Annotated in this window: 15 protein-coding genes; 8 read left to right on the top strand and 7 right to left on the bottom strand. The window is 63.4% G+C overall.

Annotation, left to right across the window (positions count from 1 at the left end; translation table 11 throughout):
- Positions 1-3: 3 nt before the first annotated feature.
- The 3 genes from NKI70_RS07730 (at position 4) to NKI70_RS07740 (ending at position 5064) form a co-directional block, all read left to right on the top strand.
- Positions 4-1473 (top strand): sensor histidine kinase, encoded by a 1470-nt coding sequence (locus NKI70_RS07730; protein ID WP_352679794.1) that lies wholly within the window; start codon positions 4-6, stop codon positions 1471-1473.
- Entirely contained in the window at positions 1473-4439 is a 2967-nt protein-coding gene (locus tag NKI70_RS07735; RefSeq protein ID WP_352724449.1) for a bifunctional [glutamine synthetase] adenylyltransferase/[glutamine synthetase]-adenylyl-L-tyrosine phosphorylase, read from the top strand. Before NKI70_RS07730 ends, NKI70_RS07735 begins: the two co-directional genes overlap by 1 nt.
- Before the next feature lie 145 nt (positions 4440-4584).
- Entirely contained in the window at positions 4585-5064 is a 480-nt protein-coding gene (locus tag NKI70_RS07740) for an EF-hand domain-containing protein (protein WP_352698694.1), read from the top strand.
- Between the two features lie 50 nt (positions 5065-5114).
- On the opposite strand, the gene NKI70_RS07745 is transcribed toward NKI70_RS07740, so the two are convergent.
- Together NKI70_RS07745 and pepN are read right to left on the bottom strand one after the other, a co-directional pair.
- The gene (locus NKI70_RS07745; protein WP_352698692.1) at positions 5115-7442 is read right to left on the bottom strand and encodes a PAS domain-containing sensor histidine kinase; all 2328 of its coding nucleotides are present in this window, start codon (positions 7440-7442) and stop codon (positions 5115-5117) included.
- A gap of 188 nt (positions 7443-7630) precedes the next feature.
- Positions 7631-10276 carry an aminopeptidase N gene (gene pepN / locus NKI70_RS07750; RefSeq protein ID WP_352698690.1) on the bottom strand — a complete coding sequence of 882 codons (2646 nt, stop codon included), beginning with the start codon at positions 10274-10276 and terminating at the stop codon, positions 7631-7633.
- A gap of 153 nt (positions 10277-10429) precedes the next feature.
- Here pepN and NKI70_RS07755 point away from each other — a divergent pair, with 153 nt between their 5' ends.
- A complete protein-coding gene (locus NKI70_RS07755; RefSeq protein WP_352698794.1) occupies positions 10430-10654 on the top strand; it encodes a hypothetical protein in 225 nt (74 codons plus the stop codon).
- Complete coding sequence (locus tag NKI70_RS07760; RefSeq protein WP_502897762.1) at positions 10651-11628, top strand: DMT family transporter; 978 nt, start codon at positions 10651-10653, stop codon at positions 11626-11628. Before NKI70_RS07755 ends, NKI70_RS07760 begins: the two co-directional genes overlap by 4 nt.
- Here NKI70_RS07760 and NKI70_RS07765 read toward each other — a convergent pair whose 3' ends face one another.
- From NKI70_RS07765 to NKI70_RS07775, 3 genes are all read right to left on the bottom strand, one after another.
- Positions 11629-12444: a helix-turn-helix domain-containing protein gene (locus NKI70_RS07765; RefSeq protein WP_352471021.1), complete on the bottom strand. Its 816-nt coding sequence runs from the start codon at positions 12442-12444 to the stop codon at positions 11629-11631.
- A 105-nt stretch (positions 12445-12549) separates the two neighbouring features.
- Positions 12550-13431, bottom strand: coding sequence for a uracil-DNA glycosylase (locus NKI70_RS07770; protein ID WP_352698688.1), 882 nt, complete (start codon positions 13429-13431; stop codon positions 12550-12552).
- 37 nt (positions 13432-13468) lie between these two features.
- Positions 13469-14113 (bottom strand): hypothetical protein, encoded by a 645-nt coding sequence (locus tag NKI70_RS07775; protein WP_023677808.1) that lies wholly within the window; start codon positions 14111-14113, stop codon positions 13469-13471.
- On the opposite strand from NKI70_RS07775, the gene NKI70_RS07780 reads away from it, so the two are divergent.
- The 3 genes from NKI70_RS07780 (at position 14064) to NKI70_RS07790 (ending at position 16740) form a co-directional block, all read left to right on the top strand.
- Positions 14064-14246: a hypothetical protein gene (locus NKI70_RS07780; protein WP_198023574.1), complete on the top strand. Its 183-nt coding sequence runs from the start codon at positions 14064-14066 to the stop codon at positions 14244-14246. The two genes, NKI70_RS07775 and NKI70_RS07780, sit on opposite strands and share 50 nt — an antisense overlap.
- A gap of 106 nt (positions 14247-14352) precedes the next feature.
- A complete protein-coding gene (locus tag NKI70_RS07785; RefSeq protein WP_352698686.1) occupies positions 14353-16032 on the top strand; it encodes an electron transfer flavoprotein-ubiquinone oxidoreductase in 1680 nt (559 codons plus the stop codon).
- A 111-nt stretch (positions 16033-16143) separates the two neighbouring features.
- Entirely contained in the window at positions 16144-16740 is a 597-nt protein-coding gene (locus NKI70_RS07790) for a DUF922 domain-containing protein (RefSeq protein ID WP_352501795.1), read from the top strand.
- Between the two features lie 30 nt (positions 16741-16770).
- Here NKI70_RS07790 and NKI70_RS07795 read toward each other — a convergent pair whose 3' ends face one another.
- Both NKI70_RS07795 and NKI70_RS07800 read right to left on the bottom strand, forming a co-directional pair.
- A complete protein-coding gene (locus NKI70_RS07795; protein ID WP_352698684.1) occupies positions 16771-17808 on the bottom strand; it encodes an endonuclease/exonuclease/phosphatase family protein in 1038 nt (345 codons plus the stop codon).
- Positions 17809-17888: 80 nt separating this feature from the next.
- Positions 17889-19391: an AMP nucleosidase gene (locus NKI70_RS07800; protein ID WP_352698682.1), complete on the bottom strand. Its 1503-nt coding sequence runs from the start codon at positions 19389-19391 to the stop codon at positions 17889-17891.
- Between the last annotated feature and the right edge of the window lie 46 nt (positions 19392-19437).

Below are 19437 nucleotides of genomic sequence, written 5' to 3' on the forward strand. Positions count from 1 at the left end.
CCCATGACTCTTTCCGTGCCGGCCATCATGAAGACGACGGCAGCGCGGCTTTCGGCGCTCTACCTCCTGCTGTTCGCCATCTGCGCGGTGCTGCTCGTGTTCTACATGACCTCGCTGTCGGCGCGCATGCTGACCGGCCAGACCCAGGACACGATCAACGAGGAGGTGCTCGGCCTCGCCCGCGCCTATCAGCGCGGCGGCTTGCCGCTGCTGGTCCGTGTCGTCGAGCAGCGCTCCCGCCAGCCCGGCGCCAATCTCTATCTGATCGCCGATGCCAACGGCCAGATCCTGACCGGCAACGTGCAGAGCCTGGAGCCGGGGGTGATCGAGGCCGAGGGCTGGACCACCGAACCGTTCTCATACCGCCGCTTCGGCGAGGGCGAGCTCGAGCGGCAGCGCAACCCGGTCTCCGACCCGAACGAGCCCGCCCAGAGCGAAGTCCAGGCCGAAGGCGAGAAAGGCCACAACGCCATTGCCCTGGTGCTGCGCCTGCCCAACCAGATGATCATGCTGGTCGGCCGCGACCTCGGCGAGCCGGAGCGCTTCCGCGCCGTCATTCGCCGCGCCTTGATGCTGGCGCTCGGCATGATGGGCGTCGGCGGGCTGCTGATCTGGTTCTTCGTCGGGCGCGCGGCGCTGAAGCGCATCGACAGCGTGTCGGAGGCGAGCCGCCGTATCATGGGCGGCGATCTTTCCGGCCGGCTGCCGGTCACCGGCGCCGGCGACGAGTTCGACCGGCTGTCGGAAAACCTCAATTCCATGCTGGCCAGGATCGCCACGCTGAACGAGGGCCTGAAGCAGGTCTCCGACAATATCGCCCACGACCTGAAGACGCCGCTGACCAGGCTGCGCAATCGCGCCGAGGCGACGCTTTCCGGCAAGCACAACACCAGCGACTACCGGCAGGCGCTGGAAGGAACGATCGCCGAATCCGATCAGCTGATAAAGACCTTCAACGCCATCCTGATGATCTCGCGACTGGAAGCCGGCTATTCCTCGGAAAGCACCACCAGGGTTGATCTGGCCGCTGCCGTGCACGACGTCGTCGAACTCTACGAGCCGGTAGCGGAGGAGGCGGGCGTGACGCTCGAAACTTCGGTGCAAGGTTCCTTCGCCGTCAACGGCAATCGCGAGCTGATTGGCCAGGCGCTGTCCAACATCGTCGACAACGCGATCAAATATTCGACCGACTCGACCTCCAGGCCTACGGTTCGCGTGACGCTGGAGCGTGTCGGTAGCGAGATCAGACTCGCCGTCTCCGACAACGGCCAGGGCATTCCCGATGATGTCGACCGCGCCAGGGTGACCGAGCGTTTCGTGCGGCTGGAAAAGAGCCGCTCGCAACCGGGTTCCGGCCTTGGCTTGAGCCTCGCCAAGGCGATCGTGACGTTCCACAATGGACGGCTTGAGCTTCTGCCCGGCAATCCCGGATTGTCGGTCGTCATGAGTTTTCCCGGGCGGGAGGATCGCTGATGGTGGCGAGGATGGCAGTGCGACGCCTCGAAACGGACTGGCTGTTGAAGCCGGCGATAAAGCTCGTTCCGCTGGATGCAAGCCGCGCCAGGCAGGAATTGTCGGAGATCGCCGACGCCGCGCGGCAAAAAGAACTGCCGCGACTGGCGAAATTCTTGGCAGGCAAGGGGGTCGTCCAGGATTTCCTCGCCGCCGTGTTCGACCTGTCGCCGTTCCTGCGCGATACCGCGCGCCGCCGGCCGCGGATACTCGATGCGCTTTTCGACGGGAGCGTCGAGGCGCGGCTGTCATCGATCGGCGCCGCGGTCGACAAGGCAGCACGCGTACAGGCCGTCTCCGAAAGCAGCCTGATGATGGAGCTGCGCCAATGTAAGGCGGAGGCGCATTTCCTGATCGCCTTGGCCGATCTCGCCGGCGAAGCCGAGACCTCCCTGACGGTGCGGCGACTGAGCGACCTTGCCGACGCCTGCACGCGTGCGGCCGTCGATTTCCTGCTCCGCGACGCGCATGAGCAAGGCAAGCTCCGATTGCCGGATGCCAAAAATCCGGCGCGACGCTCGGGCTGGATCCTGCTCGGCATGGGCAAGCTCGGCGCGCATGAGTTGAACTTTTCCTCCGACATCGACCTCGTCGTCTTCTTCGACCCCGATGCGCCAGCTGTCGTCGATCCGCTCGATGCAACCGAGCTGTTTTCGCGCCTGACCCGCCGGCTGGTCCGCATTCTCCAGGACCGCAGCGAGCATGGTTATGTCTTCCGCACCGATCTCAGGCTTCGTCCCGACCCCGGCTCGACGCCGCTGGCGATCCCGGTCGAGGCGGCGCTGCGCTACTATGAGGCGCGCGGCCAGAACTGGGAGCGCGCCGCCATGATCAAGGCGCGCCCGGTGGCCGGCGATGTTGCTGCCGGCGCCGTGTTCCTGAAGGAACTGCAGCCCTATATCTGGCGCAAATACATGGACTACGCGGCGATTGCCGACGTCCATTCGATCAAGCGCCAGATCCACGCCCACAAGGGCCATGGCGAGGTCGCGGTCAAAGGCCACAACGTCAAGCTCGGCCGCGGCGGCATCCGCGAGATCGAGTTCTTCGTCCAGACCCAGCAACTCATCGCCGGCGGCCGCTTTCCCGAACTGCGCGGCCGCGAGACCGTGCCGATGCTCGGCGAGCTCGCCGCGCGCGGCTGGATCACCGTCGACGCGCGCGATGCGCTCACCAGGCAATACTGGTTCCTGCGCCGCGTCGAACATGCCATCCAGATGGTTGCCGACCAGCAGACGCATATCCTGCCGGAGGACGAAGAGGGGCTGGAGCGCGTCGCCCGCATGCTGGGCTTTGCCGATGCGGCAGGCTTTGCCGAAACGTTCCGCGCGGCGCTGCACCAGGTCGAGCGCCACTATGCAGCGCTGTTCGAAACCGCGCCGGAGCTTTCGGCCGGCATCGGCAATCTGGTCTTTACCGGCGACGTCGACGATCCCGATACCTTGCAGACCTTGCAGCGGCTCGGCTTCCAGCGGCCGAGCGACATCTGCCGGGTTATCCGCGGCTGGCACTTCGGCCGCTACCGCGTCACCAGGTCGGCGGAAGCGCGCGAGCGGCTGACCGAACTGACGCCGGCGCTGCTGCAAGCCTTCGGCCAGACGCGGCGGGCGGACGAGGCAGTGATCCGCTTCGACGAATTCCTTGCCGGCCTGCCTGCCGGCATCCAGCTGTTTTCGCTGCTGCAGTCGAATCCGGCTTTGCTGAAGCTGATGGCGACTATCATGGGCGCGGCACCGCGGCTGGCCGCCATCATCACGCGCCGGCCGCATGTCTTCGATGGGCTGCTCGATCCGGCGCTGCTGAGCGAACTGCCAAACCGCGCCTATCTGTCGGCGCGCCTTGCCGCCTTCCTCGAAGGCGACAGAGCCTATGAAGACGTGCTCGACCGGCTGCGCATCTTTGCTTCGGAGCAAAAATTCCTGATCGGCGTCAGGCTGCTTGCCGGGTCGATCGACCCGCCGCGCGCCGGCCGCGCTTTTTCCGATCTCGCCGACCTGACCATCGAGGCGGCATTGCAGGCGGTGATGGCGGAATTCGCTTTGCGTCATGGCTATATTGCCGGCGGCCGGGTCGCGCTGCTCGGCATGGGCAAGCTCGGCAGCCGCGAACTGACGGCGGGCTCCGACGTCGACCTCATCCTGCTCTACGATCACGACGCCGATGCGGAGGAGTCCGACGGCGACAAGCCGCTTGCCCCCTCGCATTACTACAGCCGGCTGACACAGCGGCTGATCGCCGCCGTTTCCGCGCCGACCGCCGAGGGCGTGCTCTACGAGCTCGACCTTCGCCTGCGGCCGTCCGGCAACAAGGGGCCGGTGGCCACCCATGTCGACGCCTTCAAGAAATATCAGCGCCAGGACGCCTGGACATGGGAGCACATGGCGCTGGCGCGCGCCCGCACGATCGGCGGCGATGCCAAGCTCTGCCGCGAGGTCGAGGGAGAGGTTGCCGCAGTGCTCGCTCTGCCGCGCGATCCAGCCAAGGTGATGGCCGAGGCATCCGAGATGCGCGCCATGGTCGACAAGGAGAAGCCGCCGCGCGATCCCTGGGACATCAAGCTGATCCCGGGCGGCCTCATCGATCTCGAATTCATTGCCCAGATTGCGCTGATCACCGGAAAGATCGAAGCCGGCCGCAGGGCCACCGGCACGGCTGAGGTCCTGTCGCGCCTGGCGCCGGATTTCGCCAGCGCCCAGGTCAGGCAGGAACTGGTGGATGCCTATTCGCTCTATCTGGCGCTGACCCAGATAATACGGCTTTGCCTCACCGGCGCGTTCGAACGCGACGACGTTCCGCCAGGGCTTTCGGATCTGCTTCTGGCCGTCACCGACCTGCCGGATTTCGGGGTGCTTGAAGCGCATGTCGGGGAGACGTCGCAGAAGGTCAGAAAGGATTTCGACCTTCTGCTTCGTGCGAAACAACCGTGACGGCAACCAGCCGTACGGGCGAGAGCATCGGGCCCAAAATTGCGACCTGCTTTGGGAGGTTCCGATGTTCAATCAAAGAGATAGAGCGGGGGATTGAAGGTCCGCCGCTCTAGCATCGGGGGTGACGATGCAACAGGAGAAGACCATGAGAAAGACAACCAGACTTGCACTCGTTTTCGCAGCCCTGGCCGGCGCCGTCGGCACCGCTGCCTATGCAGACGAGCACTCCGGGGCCGGGCCGCGCGACGGAATGATGATGCGCCTCGGCAAGGTCATAAAGGACAATGACGGCACCATCACCTTCGACCAGTTCTCCGACGCCATGAACGCGCGGCTGAAGAAGATGGTCGCCGACAATGGCGGCAAGCTGACCGTGGCACAGCTCGCCGACGCGCTGGAGAAAGCACGCTTCGAGCAGATGGCCAGGCGCATCATCGCCCGTTACGACACCAAGGGCGACGGCACGCTGACCGCCGATGACATCACAACCCGCCAGAAGAAGGTCTTCGCCATGCTCGACCGTGACAATGACGGGAAAATCGAGAAGAACGAACTGCCGAAGGGTCCCGGCGGTCACCGCCAATGGGACGGCGAGGGCAATGATGGCACTGACGGCATGCAGTGAGAATTGATAACGCTCCGGCGGTGCGAGCCGCCGGAGACTTATTTTGTCATTCAGGCAGCGGCCCTGACCGCCTGCGCGGCTTTCTTGATCGGGATGCGTACCGAGACGATCGTGCCGACGCTTTCGGTCGAGCGGATCTTCAACGCGCCGCCCTGAAGCTCGGCCAGCGAGCGCGAGATGGCGAGGCCGAGGCCGGAGCCGGCATGGCTCTTGGAGAACTGGTTTTGCACCTGTTCGAATGGCCGCCCGAGCTTGCTCAGCGCCGCCTTCGGGATGCCGCAGCCATTGTCCTCGATCGTCAGGATCAGCGCGGCGGAAATGCTGCGGGCTCTGACCGAGATGTGGCCGCCTTGCCCGGTGAACTTCACCGCATTGGACAGAAGGTTGATGAGGATCTGCTTGATCGCCCTGCGGTCGGCGAACAGCGTCAGCGAATCGGCGATGCGGGTTTCGACGGTGATCGACTTTTCCGCCGCCTGCAGAGAAACGACGCGAACAGTCTCCCTGATGAGCGGGCAGAGATCGATTTCTTCCTGATCCAGGGCGAACTGGCCGGCCTCGATCTTCGACATGTCGAGGATGTCATTGATCACACCGAGAAGATATTTGCCGCTGCCGTTGATGTCGGTGGCATACTCTTCGTAGCGCGGCGAACCGAGCGGCCCGAACAGCCGCCGTTCCATCAGTTCCGAGAAGCCGATGATCGCGTTGAGCGGGGTCCGCAACTCGTGCGACATGTTGGCCAGGAATTCGGATTTGGCCCGGTTTGCCGCTTCGGCGCGCTCGGTTTCCTTCATGTATTTGCGATTGAGTTCGACGAGCTCACGAGCCCGTTCTTCTTCCGCGCGGCGGGCAAGGCTGAGGTCATGGATTGTCGCCATCAGCCGGCGCTCGCTGTCGACCAGCTTCTCCTGGTGCAGCTTGATCTGGGTGATGTCGGAGCCGACAGAGACGGTACCGCCGTCCCTTGTCCGCAACTCGTTCACCTGCAGCCAGCGGCCGTCGGCAAGCTGGCGCTCGAAGGTCACGCCTCCCTGCGGTCCGTTGGTGTTGGCAAGCCGCCGCTCCGAGGCGAAGGCCAGCATGCGTTCCTCCAGAACGGCGCGCGGAGCGCCCGGCATCACGTCGCGATCCAACAGGCCGTTGTCCTGCTGGTATTTGGAATTGCACATGATCAGGCGCTCGGACGAATCCCACAGCACGAAAGATTCGTTGATGTTTTCGATGGCTGTCCTCAGGCGCAGGTCCGCCGCTTCGGAGCGCAGCGCCAGATGCCGCTGCTCGGTGACGTCGACGGCGATGCCGATCAGCTGGATCTCCGGCGCTTCCGGGTCGATAACGTGTGCTCTTGCGCGCATCCAAACCCATTGCCCGTCGGCATGGCGCATCCGGAACACCTGATCGATATGGTCGATCTCGCGTGCGACGATCCTGTTGGCGAGTTCGAACAAATCGCCGTCCTCGGGATGAATGATTTCATCGACTTCGCCGAACGACAGCATCGTGTCACAAGGCTCGTAGCCCAGCATGTCGTACATCGAGCGCGACCAGTACATCTTGCCGCGCACCATGTCCCAATCCCACAGGCCGCAGCGGCCGCGTACCAGCGCCATGTCGATGCGCTGGTGGGCTTCGAGATAGATGCGATCGGCGGCCTGGGCGCGCGCCGCCTGGCCGAAATAGGCGTAGAGGATGATGATCAGCACACCGGCCGTCAGCACGAACAGCGTGACATTGAGTGACACCGTTTTGCGCCAGGCGTCAAAAACTGTCTCCCGCGGCACGAACGCTGCCGCGGCACCCTTTCGGCCGTTCGCCAGGCTCACTGCCGCGTACCAGTCCTGTCCGCCGATGCTGACCTCCATCACCCCGGCGCGGTCGCCGAACATGAACAGCGGCTGCCCGCCCTGTACGACGCCATCGAGCGACCGGCCCTCCCAGTGCATCGACTGCGGCGATACGGCAATGATCTTGAAGGCGCTATCGGTGATCGCCAGTACGTGGCTTCGGCCCATCGCGCCCTGACGACCGGTGCTCTCCAGCAGGTCCTGGATCGCGCCGGGCGTGGAACCCATGGTCGCATCGGCAGCGATCGAACTGGCCAGTTGGCCGGCGGCCAGCGCAAGGATCGCCTTGGCGTCGCGCTCGATCTCGTCGCGCTCGTTCATCAGTGACAGAAAGCGCAGTACTGCGATGATCAACAGAAACATGATAATGAGGGCCGGTATCGATCGCCGCAACAGCGGCTCGGCTGCCAGCAGCCGTCGGTAGGCAGGTTCGGCGATGAGCCGCGTATTGCCCGCGAGACCGTCGCTTCGCGCCTCGCGCCGCCCAAAAGCCGTCCCACCGGGCGCGCCCCACGCGTCCGCCTTCGCCATAAATGGCACTCCCCGATTTTCTGTCCCGCTTGACGATCCGGCAACGCCGCACTTCCGAATCGTCACTAAAGAATCAAAGGTGATTCGCCTTGTCCAGAGGCGCGGCGAAAAAAGATTAAAAATCGACTAAAATAACTGGGTTTTCGGGGGGTCTTCCCTTTTTCCCACAAGGGGACAACGGAGGTCGCTTACGCCAGGGTGCGCTCGACGATGTCTCGCAAATCGGCCGACAGCTTCTCGGTATTGGCGATCGAAAGCAACGCCTCCCTTGCCTTGGCCTGCCGCACCGGTTCGAGCGAGCGCCACGACCTGAGCGCCGTCGCCAGCCTGGCGGCCACCTGCGGGTTGCGTTTTTCGACCTGCAGCACCGTTTCGACGAAAAGCCGGTAGCCTTGGCCGTCGGTGCGATGGAAGCCGGTCTGGTTGGCGCTGGAAAACGTGCCGATGAGTGCCCGTACCCGGTTCGGGTTGGCCATCGAGAACGCAGGGTGGCCTGTCAAGGCGCGCACCGCGTCGACGGTTTGCGGGCCGGGCACGCTGGCCTGGATCTGGAACCATTTGTCCATGACCAGCGGATCGGTTGCATATTTCGCCTCGAAATCCGCCAGCGCCTTGGTCGCCTCCGGTGAGCCATGGTGACGGTGCGCAAGCACGGTCAACGCCGCGGCCCGGTCGGTCATGTTGGTCGCCGATTGGAAGTGCCCGGCAGCGAGTTCCGCACCTCCCGGCAGCAAGGAGAGATAGTCCAGCAGGACATTGCGCAGCGCCCGCCGCCCGGCACTGGCCGCGTCCGGGCTGAACGGACCAGTGTCGGCGAGCCGATCGTAAAGTTTGGAGAATATCTCGCGGTTGGCCTCGGCGATCGCAACCGCCAGCGCCTCGCGCGCCGCGAAAATGGCGTCGGGGTCGATGTTCTTGCCGATGTCGCGGGCGATATCGGCCTCGCCGGGCAGCGCCAGCGCCAGTGCCCGATAGGCGGGTTCGAGCGCTTCGTCGCCGGCTATTTTGCCGGCAAGCCCGGTCAGCCGGGCGCTGAACTCGGGTTGCCTGTGGTCCAGGATCTGGCGGAAGGCTGCAATCAGCGCATCGGTCAAAAGCGTGTTGAACGACTGCCAGCGCGAGAAGGCGTCGCTGTCGTGCCCAGCCAGAAAAAACTGGTCGTCGGGCCGCTGCTCGACCGAAAGTGTCACCGGCGCCGAAAAGCCGCGGTTGAGCGACATGGCTGGACGCTCGCCAATCCCGGAAAACCTGACGACATGGCGGCGTTTGCGGATATGGATGACACCGTCCTCGACGTTCGCCCCTTCGGCGCCGCTGTGGGCTATCGCCTCGCCACCGGCGCCAACCAGGCCGAAGGCAAGCGGAATGTGCATCAGCCGCTTGCGGCTTTCCGACGGCGTTGGCGGCACCGACTGCTCGATTTCGAGCGTGAATTCCCGCGCTGCCGGATTATACGCCGAACTGACGGTCAGGTTCGGCGTACCGGCCTGATGATACCACAGCGAAAACTGCGACAGGTCGCGACCCGAGACGTCTTCGAACACTTTGATGAAGTCTTCGATCGTCGCCGCCTGGCCGTCGTGACGTTCGAAGTAGAGGTCCATGCCGGCGCGGAACGTCTCGGCGCCGAGGATGGTATGGATCATGCGCACGACTTCCGAGCCTTTTTCGTAGACCGTCGCCGTGTAGAAATTGTTGATCTCGCGGTAGCGGCGAGGCCGGACCGGATGCGCCAGCGGCCCTTGGTCCTCGGGAAACTGATGGGCGCGCAGCGTACGAACCTCGGCGATGCGCTTGACGGCGCGCGAGCGCTGATCGGCGGAGAATTCGTGGTCGCGGAAAACCGTCAGGCCTTCCTTCAGGCAAAGCTGGAACCAGTCGCGGCAAGTGATTCTGTTACCTGTCCAATTGTGGAAATACTCATGGGCAATGATGGCCTCGATATTGGCGAAATCGGCGTCGGTCGCGGTTTCCTGGTCGGCCAGCACATATTTGTCGTTGAAGATGTTGAGACCCTTGTTCTCCATTGCGCCCATATTGAAGTCGGACACGGCGACGATGTTGAAGACATCGAGGTCGTATTCGCGGCCGAATGCCTCCTCGTCCCATTTCATCGACCGTTTCAAAGCGTCCATGGCGTAGCCGGCGAGCCTCTCCTTGCCCGGTTCGACATAGATTCCGAGCTCGACCCTGCGGCCAGACAGGGTGACAAAACTGTCCGAGATCTTGCCGAGGTCGCCCGCCACCAGCGCAAACAAATAGGACGGCTTGGGGAAGGGGTCGTGCCAGACCGCATAGTGCCAGCCGCCGGCAAGCTCGCCGCTGCCGGCCGGGTTGCCGTTGGACAAAAGCAGCGGCGCCTCATTGCGCTCAGCTTCGATACGCACCGTATAGACCGACAGGATGTCGGGACGGTCGAGGAAATAAATGATGCGGCGAAAGCCTTCGGCCTCGCATTGCGTGCAATAGACGTCGCTCGAGCGATAGAGGCCCATCAGCGCTTCGTTCTGCGCCGGCGCCAACACGGTTTCAATTCTCAGCTGGAAGCGCCTTGTCGCAGGGGGGCTGATGATTGTCAGTTGATCGGGCGTGACGAGAAAATCCGCAGGGCTCGGCTCCTGGCCGTCGATGGCGATGCCGCGGAGCGTCAGCCCGTCGCCATCCAGCACCAGTGGCACCGACGCCGCAATCCCGTCGCGGCGTTCGACCGTCAGCACGGCGGTCACATGCGTTGCTTCAGGCGAAAGGCGGAAAGTCAGGCTGGTTTCCGGAATGAGATAATCACTGGGGCGATAGTCTTCGAGCTTGAAGACCTGGCCGGTATCTGTGCGCATTCCTTGATTTTTCCTGTCGATCGGGTGCGGCGGGCGGGTCCGCTGGTCCAAATAATTTGAAGTCTGCGCTCTTTACACGAAACGCTCCCTCGACAAAACTGCAGCGACGTCTATTTCAGGCGATCATTTCCCAAGCATCATCGCGAGGCTTCCATGACCGTCGTCACGCCGAAATTCGGAACGAGCGCCTCTGTGTTGCGTCGCGAGGATGTGGCCTTCATCAAGGGCGCGCGGGAGGCGGGTACGATCGGGTCGATGCCTGCCGCGCTCAATGCGGTGACCGACGCGCACTACCGCACCTACGGCATCAGGCATATCGACATGCCGGCAACGCCGGCGTGCATCTGGGCGGCGATCGAGGAAGCAAAAGGGGCGTGACAGCCAGACCGGATTTGCCAGTGCTTGCAGTTGGCGACCTTGCCGGCGAGCACAGCACGCTGACCGGGATCTTGCTCAAGATCGTATCGGTGGCGGTCTTCGTCGGCATGTCGTCCTGCATCAAGGCGGCAGGCACCGTCCCGGCGGGCCAGATCGTCTTCTTCCGCTCCTTCTTTGCCATTTTTCCGATCATCGCCTTCCTCGCCTTCCAGGGAAAACTCGGAACCGCCTTTTCGACAAAGCGCCCGCTCAACCACATTGCGCGCGGCGTCGTCGGTGTCTGTGCCATGGGGCTCGGCTTCTTCGCGCTGACGCGGCTGCCGCTGCCGGAGGCGATCACACTGAACTACGCGCAGCCGCTGCTGGTCGTGGTGTTCAGTTCGATCTTCCTCGGCGAAGCCATCCGCATCTATCGCTGGAGTGCGGTTGCCGTCGGCCTGGTCGGGGTGCTGATCATCTCGTGGCCGGAACTGACGCTGCTCAGTTCGGGCGCTGCCCTTGGCGATCAGGAGGTGCTTGGCGTCATCGCCGCCCTGATAGCCGCGGCGATCTCGGCCATCGCCATGCTCCTGGTTCGCAACCTCGTCCAGAGCGAGCGGACGGCGACCATCGTGCTGTGGTTTTCGGTAACCGCGAGCGTCATGGCGCTGCTTTCGCTGCCATTCGGCTGGCAGGCGCTGACGCCAGCACAGGCGGGGCTTCTGATTGCCGCGGGTTTTTGCGGCGGGCTTGGCCAGATTCTGATGACCTCGGCCTATCGCCATGCCGAGGCTTCCGTCGTGGCACCGTTCGAATACACTTCGATGATCCTCGGCGTCGTCGTCGGCTATCTGGTCTTTGGCGATATCGCCACGATCAACATGCTGGTCGGCGGCATGATCGTGGTTGCGGCGGGGATTTTCATCATCTGGCGCGAGCGCCAGCTGGGTCTCGAACGCACCCGCACCCGCAAGGCCGTCGCGCCGGAAGGGTGATCAGCCCGCTGCGTCGGTCCGCTCTTTCGCCAGCCGCATCAGCACCGCCCGCGTCTGCTCGTCGGCGGGGAAAAAAGATTCGATCGCCAGCTCCGCCAGCGTCACGTCGAGCGGCGTGCCGAACACGGTGATGGTGCTGATGAACGACAGCACCGCGTCGCCATGGGCAAGCTTGAGCGGATGGACAATCGCGTTCGGCTCGACCGGCGCCGGCCGGCTGCTTTTAAGGCCGGACGGATAGGCCCGAAGCTCGCGCTCGAGCTCGACCAGAACCGGATCGGCGGCAGCGTCGTTCTGCCGCTTCAGCCGCTCCAGAAGATGCGTCCGCCATTCCGCAAGGTTGACGATGCGCGGCGCGATGCCGCCGGGATGCAGGCTGAGGCGCAAAACGTTGACCGGCGGCTTCAGCAGTGAGGCGTCGGCGACATTGGCGAGGAACGGGCCGATGGCGGCGTTCGCCGACACCAGGTTCCAATGCCGGTCGACGGCAAGCGCCGGGAACGGCTCGTGCGCCTTGAGCACGGTCTCGACCGCCGCCATCGCCGGTGCCATCGAGGCATCGTCAAGTGGTCGTTCGCTGAAGCTCGGGGCAAAGCCGGCGGCCAGCAGCAGCTGGTTGCGCTGCCTGAGCGGGATCGAAAGCTGCTCCGCCAGATGCAGCACCATGTCACGCGAGGGTGCGGCGCGGCCGCTTTCAACGAAACTCAGATGCCGCTGCGAGATCTCGGCCTCCATGGCGAGGTCGAGCTGGCTCATGCGCCGGCGTGTACGCCATTCGCGAATGAGACTGCCGGCGGAAATCTGGGCTGCTGTCATAACGAGATGACTAGGCCGGCAGTGGGCGCATTTCAATTACCTGCGAGGTCATGGTGCCGCCCTTCCTTCCTCGCAAGGGGAGGACGGAAGACGCGTTCTGCACCGTTACCCAAGTGCCCGCAACTTCGCCTTCACTTCGAGGAAATCCCGCCACGCCAGCTTCTTGTGCGCCGGCGTTCTCAACAAATAGGCCGGATGCAGGGTCGGCATGGCGGGAATGGCGACGCCAGACGGGGTCGTGTGGACGCGCCAGTTGCCGCGCAGCCGCAATATGCCTTCGGAGGTGTTGAGCAGGGTCTTTGCCGACGGGCCGCCGAGATTGACCAGCACCTTCGGATTGACCAGTTCGATCTGCCGCTCGATGAACGGCCGGCAGATCTCGGTCTCGTGCGGCGTCGGCGTGCGGTTGCCCGGCGGCCGCCAGGGAATCACGTTGGCGATGTAGGCAGATGTCCGGTCAAGACCGATCGCGGCCAGCATGCGGTCGAGCAGCCGGCCCGAGCGGCCGACGAACGGCAAGCCCTCTATGTCCTCGTCGCGGCCCGGTGCTTCGCCGACCAGCATCACCGCGGCAGTCGGATTGCCGTCGGCGAACACCAGGTTCTTGGCGGTGAATTTAAGATTGCAGCCGTTGAATGCCGCCATGTGCTGGCGAAGCTCGTCGAGGTTTGCCGCCGATCTCGCCAGTTGCCGCGCCAATGCCGCCTGCGCCTCGTCGGGCACCGTTGACATGGCCGGGGACGTTCGCACTGCCGGTGCCGTATTCGGTCTCTCGCCCATTTCGCCGCGCGACACGCTCGTCGAGCGATGAGGCGATGCATTTTCACCGGCCGGCAGAGCGGCCGCCGCAGGCACCCGCTCGGGCGGCCTGGCTTCTGCAAACCTGTTTACCGGCTGTTCTTCAAGTGCCTCGTCGACGCCGGCGCTGGCGTAGAAGGCCAGCAGCTCGGCGAGATCGGCTCGGCTAGTGTGGGGGGCGGCAGTCATGGTTTCACATTCGGCCGCGGAGCTTGAATTTGCAAGTTCAGCTCGACGGTATGCGCGGATCCTGCACGAGATAGAACGTCCAGCGCGGCGTGTAGTCGGTGATCAGGAAATAGAAGCTGGCGGTCTTCAGCGGGTCGATCTTGCCGTTCTTGAACAGCAGGCGGTCATACGGTTCGAAATTGCGGTCGAAATCGGCGTAGCTGCTCGACCAGATATTTTCGGGCGTTTTGTTGCGCTGGTCGAACGACAGGCCGTCGCCGAACACGCTCGGCTGGTCGAGGATCTCCTGGAGTTCGAACTGGAACTCGACCCAGGCTTGGCCGCTATTGTTGAGCACGTCGATGCGCATATACATCAGACCATTGGCGAAGTCTCCCGCCTTGCCGAACGGCTGGATCGGCCTTGTCGTGCGAATGGCCAGCGTTACCGGCGTCGCTGAATTCAGCTCTTCGGTGATGACCAGCGGATCCTCTTTCGTGCCGATGCCGGAAGCCCCGGTGATGCGGAAACCGCCGCGCTCGTCGGAAAAGGAATAGGCGCCGGTCGCCCAGACCAGTTGCTGCTCGGCACGGGCATCGAGGGCCGTCAGTGGCAGAAGCGCCAAGAGCGCCGCACGGCAAAACCGGCCGGGCGTGAAAAAAAAGCGCGTCGATGAAAAGCCAGCCGGCCCGAATATGCGCATGGCGGGAAGTATGGCCGATAAGCAAGCCGTCGAACAATTAAAAACATCAGTGCGACATATCTGTGCAAACGGAATAGGATTGAAGATTGATGCTCGTCACCGCGAATCTGTGCGGCAGGACGCGACTTTTTGACGAAATCGGTATTGTCACGTCCGCGCCGGTTTCCCGTCGCTATTTGATGCGCTATGCAGCGCGTGAGCCAGCAAGATGCCGGGAATAGCGAGCCAGTGAGGGATCGATGAGCGATATCGAACGCGAAAGCATGGAATTCGACGTGGTCATCGTCGGCGCCGGCCCGGCCGGCCTCGCCGCCGCGATCCGTCTCAAGCAGGTCAATCCCGAGCTTTCCGTCGTCGTGCTGGAAAAGGGCGGCGAAGTCGGCGCGCACATCCTGTCCGGCGCCGTCGTCGATCCGATCGGCATCGACCGGCTGCTGCCCGGCTGGCGCGAAGAGGAGGGTCATCCCTTCAGGACACCGGTCACCGATGACCATTTCCTGGTTCTCGGCCCCGCCGGTTCGTTCCGTCTGCCCAATATCCTGATGCCGCCGCTGATGAACAATCACGGCAACTATATCGTCTCGCTCGGCAATGTCTGCCGCTGGCTGGCGACCAAGGCCGAGGCGCTGGGCGTCGAGATCTATCCGGGCTTTGCCGCGGTCGGCCTGCTCTACAACGAGGCCGGTGCGGTCACCGGCGTCGTCACCGGCGACATGGGCGTCGAGAAGGACGGCACGCACGGTCCGGGCTTTGCGCCGGGCATGGCGCTGATGGGCAAATATGTCTTGATCGGCGAGGGCGCGCGTGGCTCGCTGGCCAAGCAACTGATCGCCAAACACCACCTTTCCGACGGCCGCGAGCCCGGAAAATACGGCATCGGCCTCAAGGAACTCTGGCAGATCAAACCGGAAAACCACCGGCCGGGCCTTGTCCAGCATTCCTTCGGCTGGCCGCTCGATTTGAAGACCGGCGGCGGCTCCTTCCTCTACCATCTCGAGGACAACCAGGTGGCAGTCGGCTTCGTCGTTCACCTGAACTACAAGAACCCCTATCTGTCGCCCTTTGACGAGTTCCAGCGCTTCAAGACACATCCGGCGATCCGCGGCACCTTCGAGGGTGCCAAGCGGCTGGGCTATGGTGCCCGCGCCATCACCGAAGGCGGCTGGCAGTCGGTGCCGAAACTGTCCTTCCCCGGCGGTGCGCTGATCGGCTGCGCGGCCGGCTTCGTCAACGTGCCGCGCATCAAGGGCTCGCACAATGCCGTGCTCTCCGGAATGCTGGCGGCCGAGCATGTCTGTGATGCGATAGCCGCCGGCCGCACCAATGACGAGTTGGCCTCCTACGAGGCCGCCTGGCGCGCCACCGATATCGGCAAGGACCTGAAGAAAGTGCGCAACGTCAAGCCGCTATGGTCGCGCTTCGGCACCATTGTCGGCGTCGGCCTTGGCGGCCTCGACATGTGGCTGAACACGCTGTTCGGCTTCTCGCCCTTCGGCACGATGAAGCACGGCAGGGCCGACTATGCGACGCTGGAACCGGCCGCCGCGCACCAGAAGATCGCCTACCCGAAGCCGGACGGGGTGCTGACCTTCGACCGGCTGTCGTCGGTGTTCCTGTCCAACACCAACCACGAGGAGAACGAGCCGGTGCATCTGCTCGTCGCCGACATGGACCTGCAGAAGCGCTCTGAGCATGACGTCTATGCGGGACCCTCGACGCGTTACTGCCCGGCCAGCGTCTACGAATGGGTCGACAAGGATGGCAATGCCGCCGCCGATCCTGCGGCCAAGGATGTGCGTTTCGTCATCAACGCGCAGAACTGCGTGCACTGCAAGACTTGCGATATCAAGGACCCGAACCAGAACATAAATTGGGTGCCGCCACAGGGCGGCGAGGGCCCGGTCTACCAGAACATGTAAGTCACAAGGTTTGCTCCGGACTAAACAAGATGAGGAGCAGCGCAACCGTAGGATTGTTGAATAAACCGCCTGCCTGTGTTTCCTTTCTGCGGCGACAGGGAGGAAGGAAAAATGCGCCTGGCAGTTCTGACGAGCGTTGTGGCGATCGGGGCATTGTGCGCCCCTGCAGCCTTGGCCGGCACTAAGGTGCTGGTCAAGACACGAACTTACAACATTGCCGGAACCACCGGCGCGGCCCTGATCGAGGCCATGGATCGCAGTGGGCCGAAGCACGGCTTCATGACCCACGCCATCGCGCAGACCGGCTACAGCGTCGATGATTGGACCTTCGACGCCCAACGGGAAAACGGCGTCTGCCGCCTGCGCCAGGCCAACGGGACGCTCAATCTCTTCTATACCTATCCCAAACTAGTCTCAGCCACGTCGCCTGCGCTGCAGAAGCGCTGGAAGCGGTTCTTCGCTGGCGTTCGCGCCCATGAAGAGACCCATGGCCGCATCGCCAGACAGATGATGCGGGCCACCGAAAAGTCGGTTCGAGGGCTGACAGTCGGTGATGACCCGCACTGTTTCGAGGCACGTCGCGAGGCAAAGCGCCGGATCAATGCCATCTATGCCGAATACGAGGCAAAGCAGATCGCCTTCGATGCGCACGAGCATCGCGACGGCGGCCCTGTCGAGCACCTCATCCGCGCTTTTGTGGGCCAGTAATAAGCCAGGTCGAGATTGGACTGCGGATTTTCAGCTTCGCGTCCCGCCAGGCAGCGCCGCAAGCGCGGTCGCCGTCTGGTGCTCGTCGAGCGGCTTTTGTTCATCCGACCGAAGCGAAAACTCCACCAGCACCGGCAGATGGTCTGAGCCGGTGTCCTCAAGGGTCGACGCCGAATGGATAACAATGGCGCCCTTGCTGAAGACCTGGTCGATCGGCAGTCCGGCGAAGCGCAGGAAATCCGGCAGCCTTCTGTAGAGCCAGGTCGGCCCGACCGACGGCATTACAGTCAGCTTGCCAAGCGATGCGACGCGCCGGACGGCGGCGCTCCATGGCGCTGCGTTGCAGTCGCCTGCCAGGATCGACGTCTCGCCAAGCGAGGCGATTTCGTCAGACAACCCTCCAATCTGCCGTGATTGGTTGTGCGGCCATGGCCAGGTGAGGTGGATGGCGGCGACATCGACGTCGGTTCCGCCGAAATCGACCGTGGCGATCGCCATCGCGCCGCGGCTGTCGCAGTGCGGCTCCGTGCCTATGCCAAACGGTCGTCTGGACAGCAGCGCAACGCCGAACACGCCATTGGGATATGGGCAGAGGATCCGGTAGGGATAGCCGCCGGATAGCAGCCCAAGCTTTGCCTTCCACGTTTCGGACACCTCGTCGAGGGTGATAACATCAGGCTGGGTCCGGCCGATCAGCGACAGCACCTTCTCAGGCGTTGGATTGTTGAACCTGAGGTTCATCTGCAGCAGGCGGTAGACTGGCTCGTCACCGGGTTTGGCTTCGTAGGCGGCCTGCACCTGCCATAGCCGCGAAAGCGGCAAGGCATTCGGCGTGGTGGCAAAGGAGGCTATCGCAAACAGCAATGCGACCGCGGCCTGCAGGCGAAACGAGGTGGCGAGCAGCGGCAGCGCGCAAAGCGCCATCAGCACCGAAAAATGGACGCGGAAATGAGCAAAGGAATCGAGGGCCGGATGCAGCGATCCGAAGAACCCGGCCACCAGCGCGGCCGAGAGTGCAAGCATTGCGACGAATGCCAGCGCAACCGTCATGTCCCAAACACGTGCCATCGCTTTGTCTATCGGCAGAAGTGCGGCTCAATCAAGATGACGAAATGTCCTGACCTGGACCGACACATGCGATTCGGCATTTACTGGAAGGCAGTTTCCGAAAAGCTCCTGAGTTTGCGCGAATGCAGCCGCTCCATCGGCATTTCAGCCAGCTTCTCCATCGCCCTGATGCCGATGGTCAGATGCTGCGCTACTTGCCGCTTGTAGAACTCGGTCGCCATGCCCGGCAACTTCAATTCGCCATGCAGCGGCTTGTCGGATACGCAAAGCAGCGTGCCATAGGGCACCCTGAAGCGGAAGCCGTTGGCGGCGATCGTCGCCGATTCCATGTCGAGAGCGATCGCCCGCGACTGCGACAGCCGCTGCACCGGCCCGCGCTGGTCGCGCAGCTCCCAGTTGCGGTTGTCGATGGTGGCGACGGTGCCGGTGCGCATGATGCGCTTGAGGTCGTAGCCGGAAAGCCCGGTGACCTCGGCGACCGCTTCCTGCAGCGCCACTTGGATTTCAGCCAGCGGCGGGATCGGCACCCAGACCGGAAGATCGTCGTCGAGGACATGGTCTTCCCGAACATAAGCGTGTGCCAGCACATAATCGCCCAGCGCCTGCGTGTTGCGCAGGCCGGCGCAATGGCCGAGCATCACCCAGGCATGCGGCCGGAGCACCGCAATATGGTCGGTGATGGTCTTGGCATTGGAAGGGCCAACGCCGATATTGACCATGGTGATGCCGCCATGGTTCGGCTTCTTCAAATGATAGGCCGGCATCTGCGGCAGGCGAGGGGGCGCAGCACCCTCACCAGGCGCGCTGTCGCCCACTTTGGTCACGATATTGCCCGGCTCGACGAACTCTACATATCCGTTACCGCCATTGGCCATCAATTCGCGTGCACGGGCGACGAATTCGTCGATGTAGAACTGGTAGTTGGTGAACAGCACGAAGTTCTGGAAATGCTGGGGACTGGTCGCCGTATAGTGCGACATCCGATGCAGCGAATAGTCGATCCGTTGTGCGGTGAACGGCGCCAGCGGCCGTGCCTCGCCCAATCCCACTTCAAAGGTACCGTTGGCGATCTGGTCGTCGGTGCCGTCGAGATCCGGCACGTCGAACAGGTCACGGATCGGCCGTTTGATGCGCTCCGCAGCGGCGCCGTCGACATGCGTGCCTTCGAGAAAAGCGAAATGCAGCGGGATGGGAGTGGTCGATTCCGAAACCGTGACCGGAACGCCGTGGTTGCGCATGATCAGCCGAAGCTGTTCGGTGAGGTAGCTTTCGAAAAGAGCAGGCTGGGTGACGGTGGTTGAGAAATGCCCCGGCGTCGGCATGTGGCCATAGGCCTGCCTTGAGTCGATTTGGGTGAACGAACTCGTGGTGACGCCGATCTCCGGATAGAAGGCCCGGTAGCGTTTGTTGTTGTCGCCGCCCGCGGCGAGCGCGGCAAATGAATCGCGCAGGAACTTGGTGTTGCGGTCGTAAAGCACCTGCAGGGCCGCGACCGCCTTCTTGGCATCGTTGAAGCTCTGTCGGCCAAACGGCTCCGGCGTGACGACCGATTCAATGGCTTGGGGATAGATTCGCTTTTCCATGACTCAATATAGAGAGTTGGACGCGCGGTTGGGAGGGGGTAAGGCG

The sequence above is a fragment of the Mesorhizobium sp. M0500 genome (genome assembly GCF_040321165.1).
GTDB lineage: Bacteria > Pseudomonadota > Alphaproteobacteria > Rhizobiales > Rhizobiaceae > Mesorhizobium.

What these genes read in the sequence shown, in the direction of transcription:
- NKI70_RS07730 (WP_352679794.1), top strand. Translation starts at nt 4, where the DNA reads ATGACTCTTTCCGTGCCGGCCATCATGAAGACGACGGCAGCGCGGCTT.
- NKI70_RS07735 (WP_352724449.1), top strand. Translation starts at nt 1,473, where the DNA reads ATGGTGGCGAGGATGGCAGTGCGACGCCTCGAAACGGACTGGCTGTTG.
- NKI70_RS07740 (WP_352698694.1), top strand. Translation starts at nt 4,585, where the DNA reads ATGAGAAAGACAACCAGACTTGCACTCGTTTTCGCAGCCCTGGCCGGC.
- NKI70_RS07745 (WP_352698692.1), bottom strand. Translation starts at nt 7,442, where the DNA reads ATGGCGAAGGCGGACGCGTGGGGCGCGCCCGGTGGGACGGCTTTTGGG.
- pepN (WP_352698690.1), bottom strand. Translation starts at nt 10,276, where the DNA reads ATGCGCACAGATACCGGCCAGGTCTTCAAGCTCGAAGACTATCGCCCC.
- NKI70_RS07755 (WP_352698794.1), top strand. Translation starts at nt 10,430, where the DNA reads ATGACCGTCGTCACGCCGAAATTCGGAACGAGCGCCTCTGTGTTGCGT.
- NKI70_RS07765 (WP_352471021.1), bottom strand. Translation starts at nt 12,444, where the DNA reads ATGACAGCAGCCCAGATTTCCGCCGGCAGTCTCATTCGCGAATGGCGT.
- NKI70_RS07770 (WP_352698688.1), bottom strand. Translation starts at nt 13,431, where the DNA reads ATGACTGCCGCCCCCCACACTAGCCGAGCCGATCTCGCCGAGCTGCTG.
- NKI70_RS07775 (WP_023677808.1), bottom strand. Translation starts at nt 14,113, where the DNA reads ATGCGCATATTCGGGCCGGCTGGCTTTTCATCGACGCGCTTTTTTTTC.
- NKI70_RS07785 (WP_352698686.1), top strand. Translation starts at nt 14,353, where the DNA reads ATGAGCGATATCGAACGCGAAAGCATGGAATTCGACGTGGTCATCGTC.
- NKI70_RS07790 (WP_352501795.1), top strand. Translation starts at nt 16,144, where the DNA reads ATGCGCCTGGCAGTTCTGACGAGCGTTGTGGCGATCGGGGCATTGTGC.
- NKI70_RS07795 (WP_352698684.1), bottom strand. Translation starts at nt 17,808, where the DNA reads ATGGCACGTGTTTGGGACATGACGGTTGCGCTGGCATTCGTCGCAATG.
- NKI70_RS07800 (WP_352698682.1), bottom strand. Translation starts at nt 19,391, where the DNA reads ATGGAAAAGCGAATCTATCCCCAAGCCATTGAATCGGTCGTCACGCCG.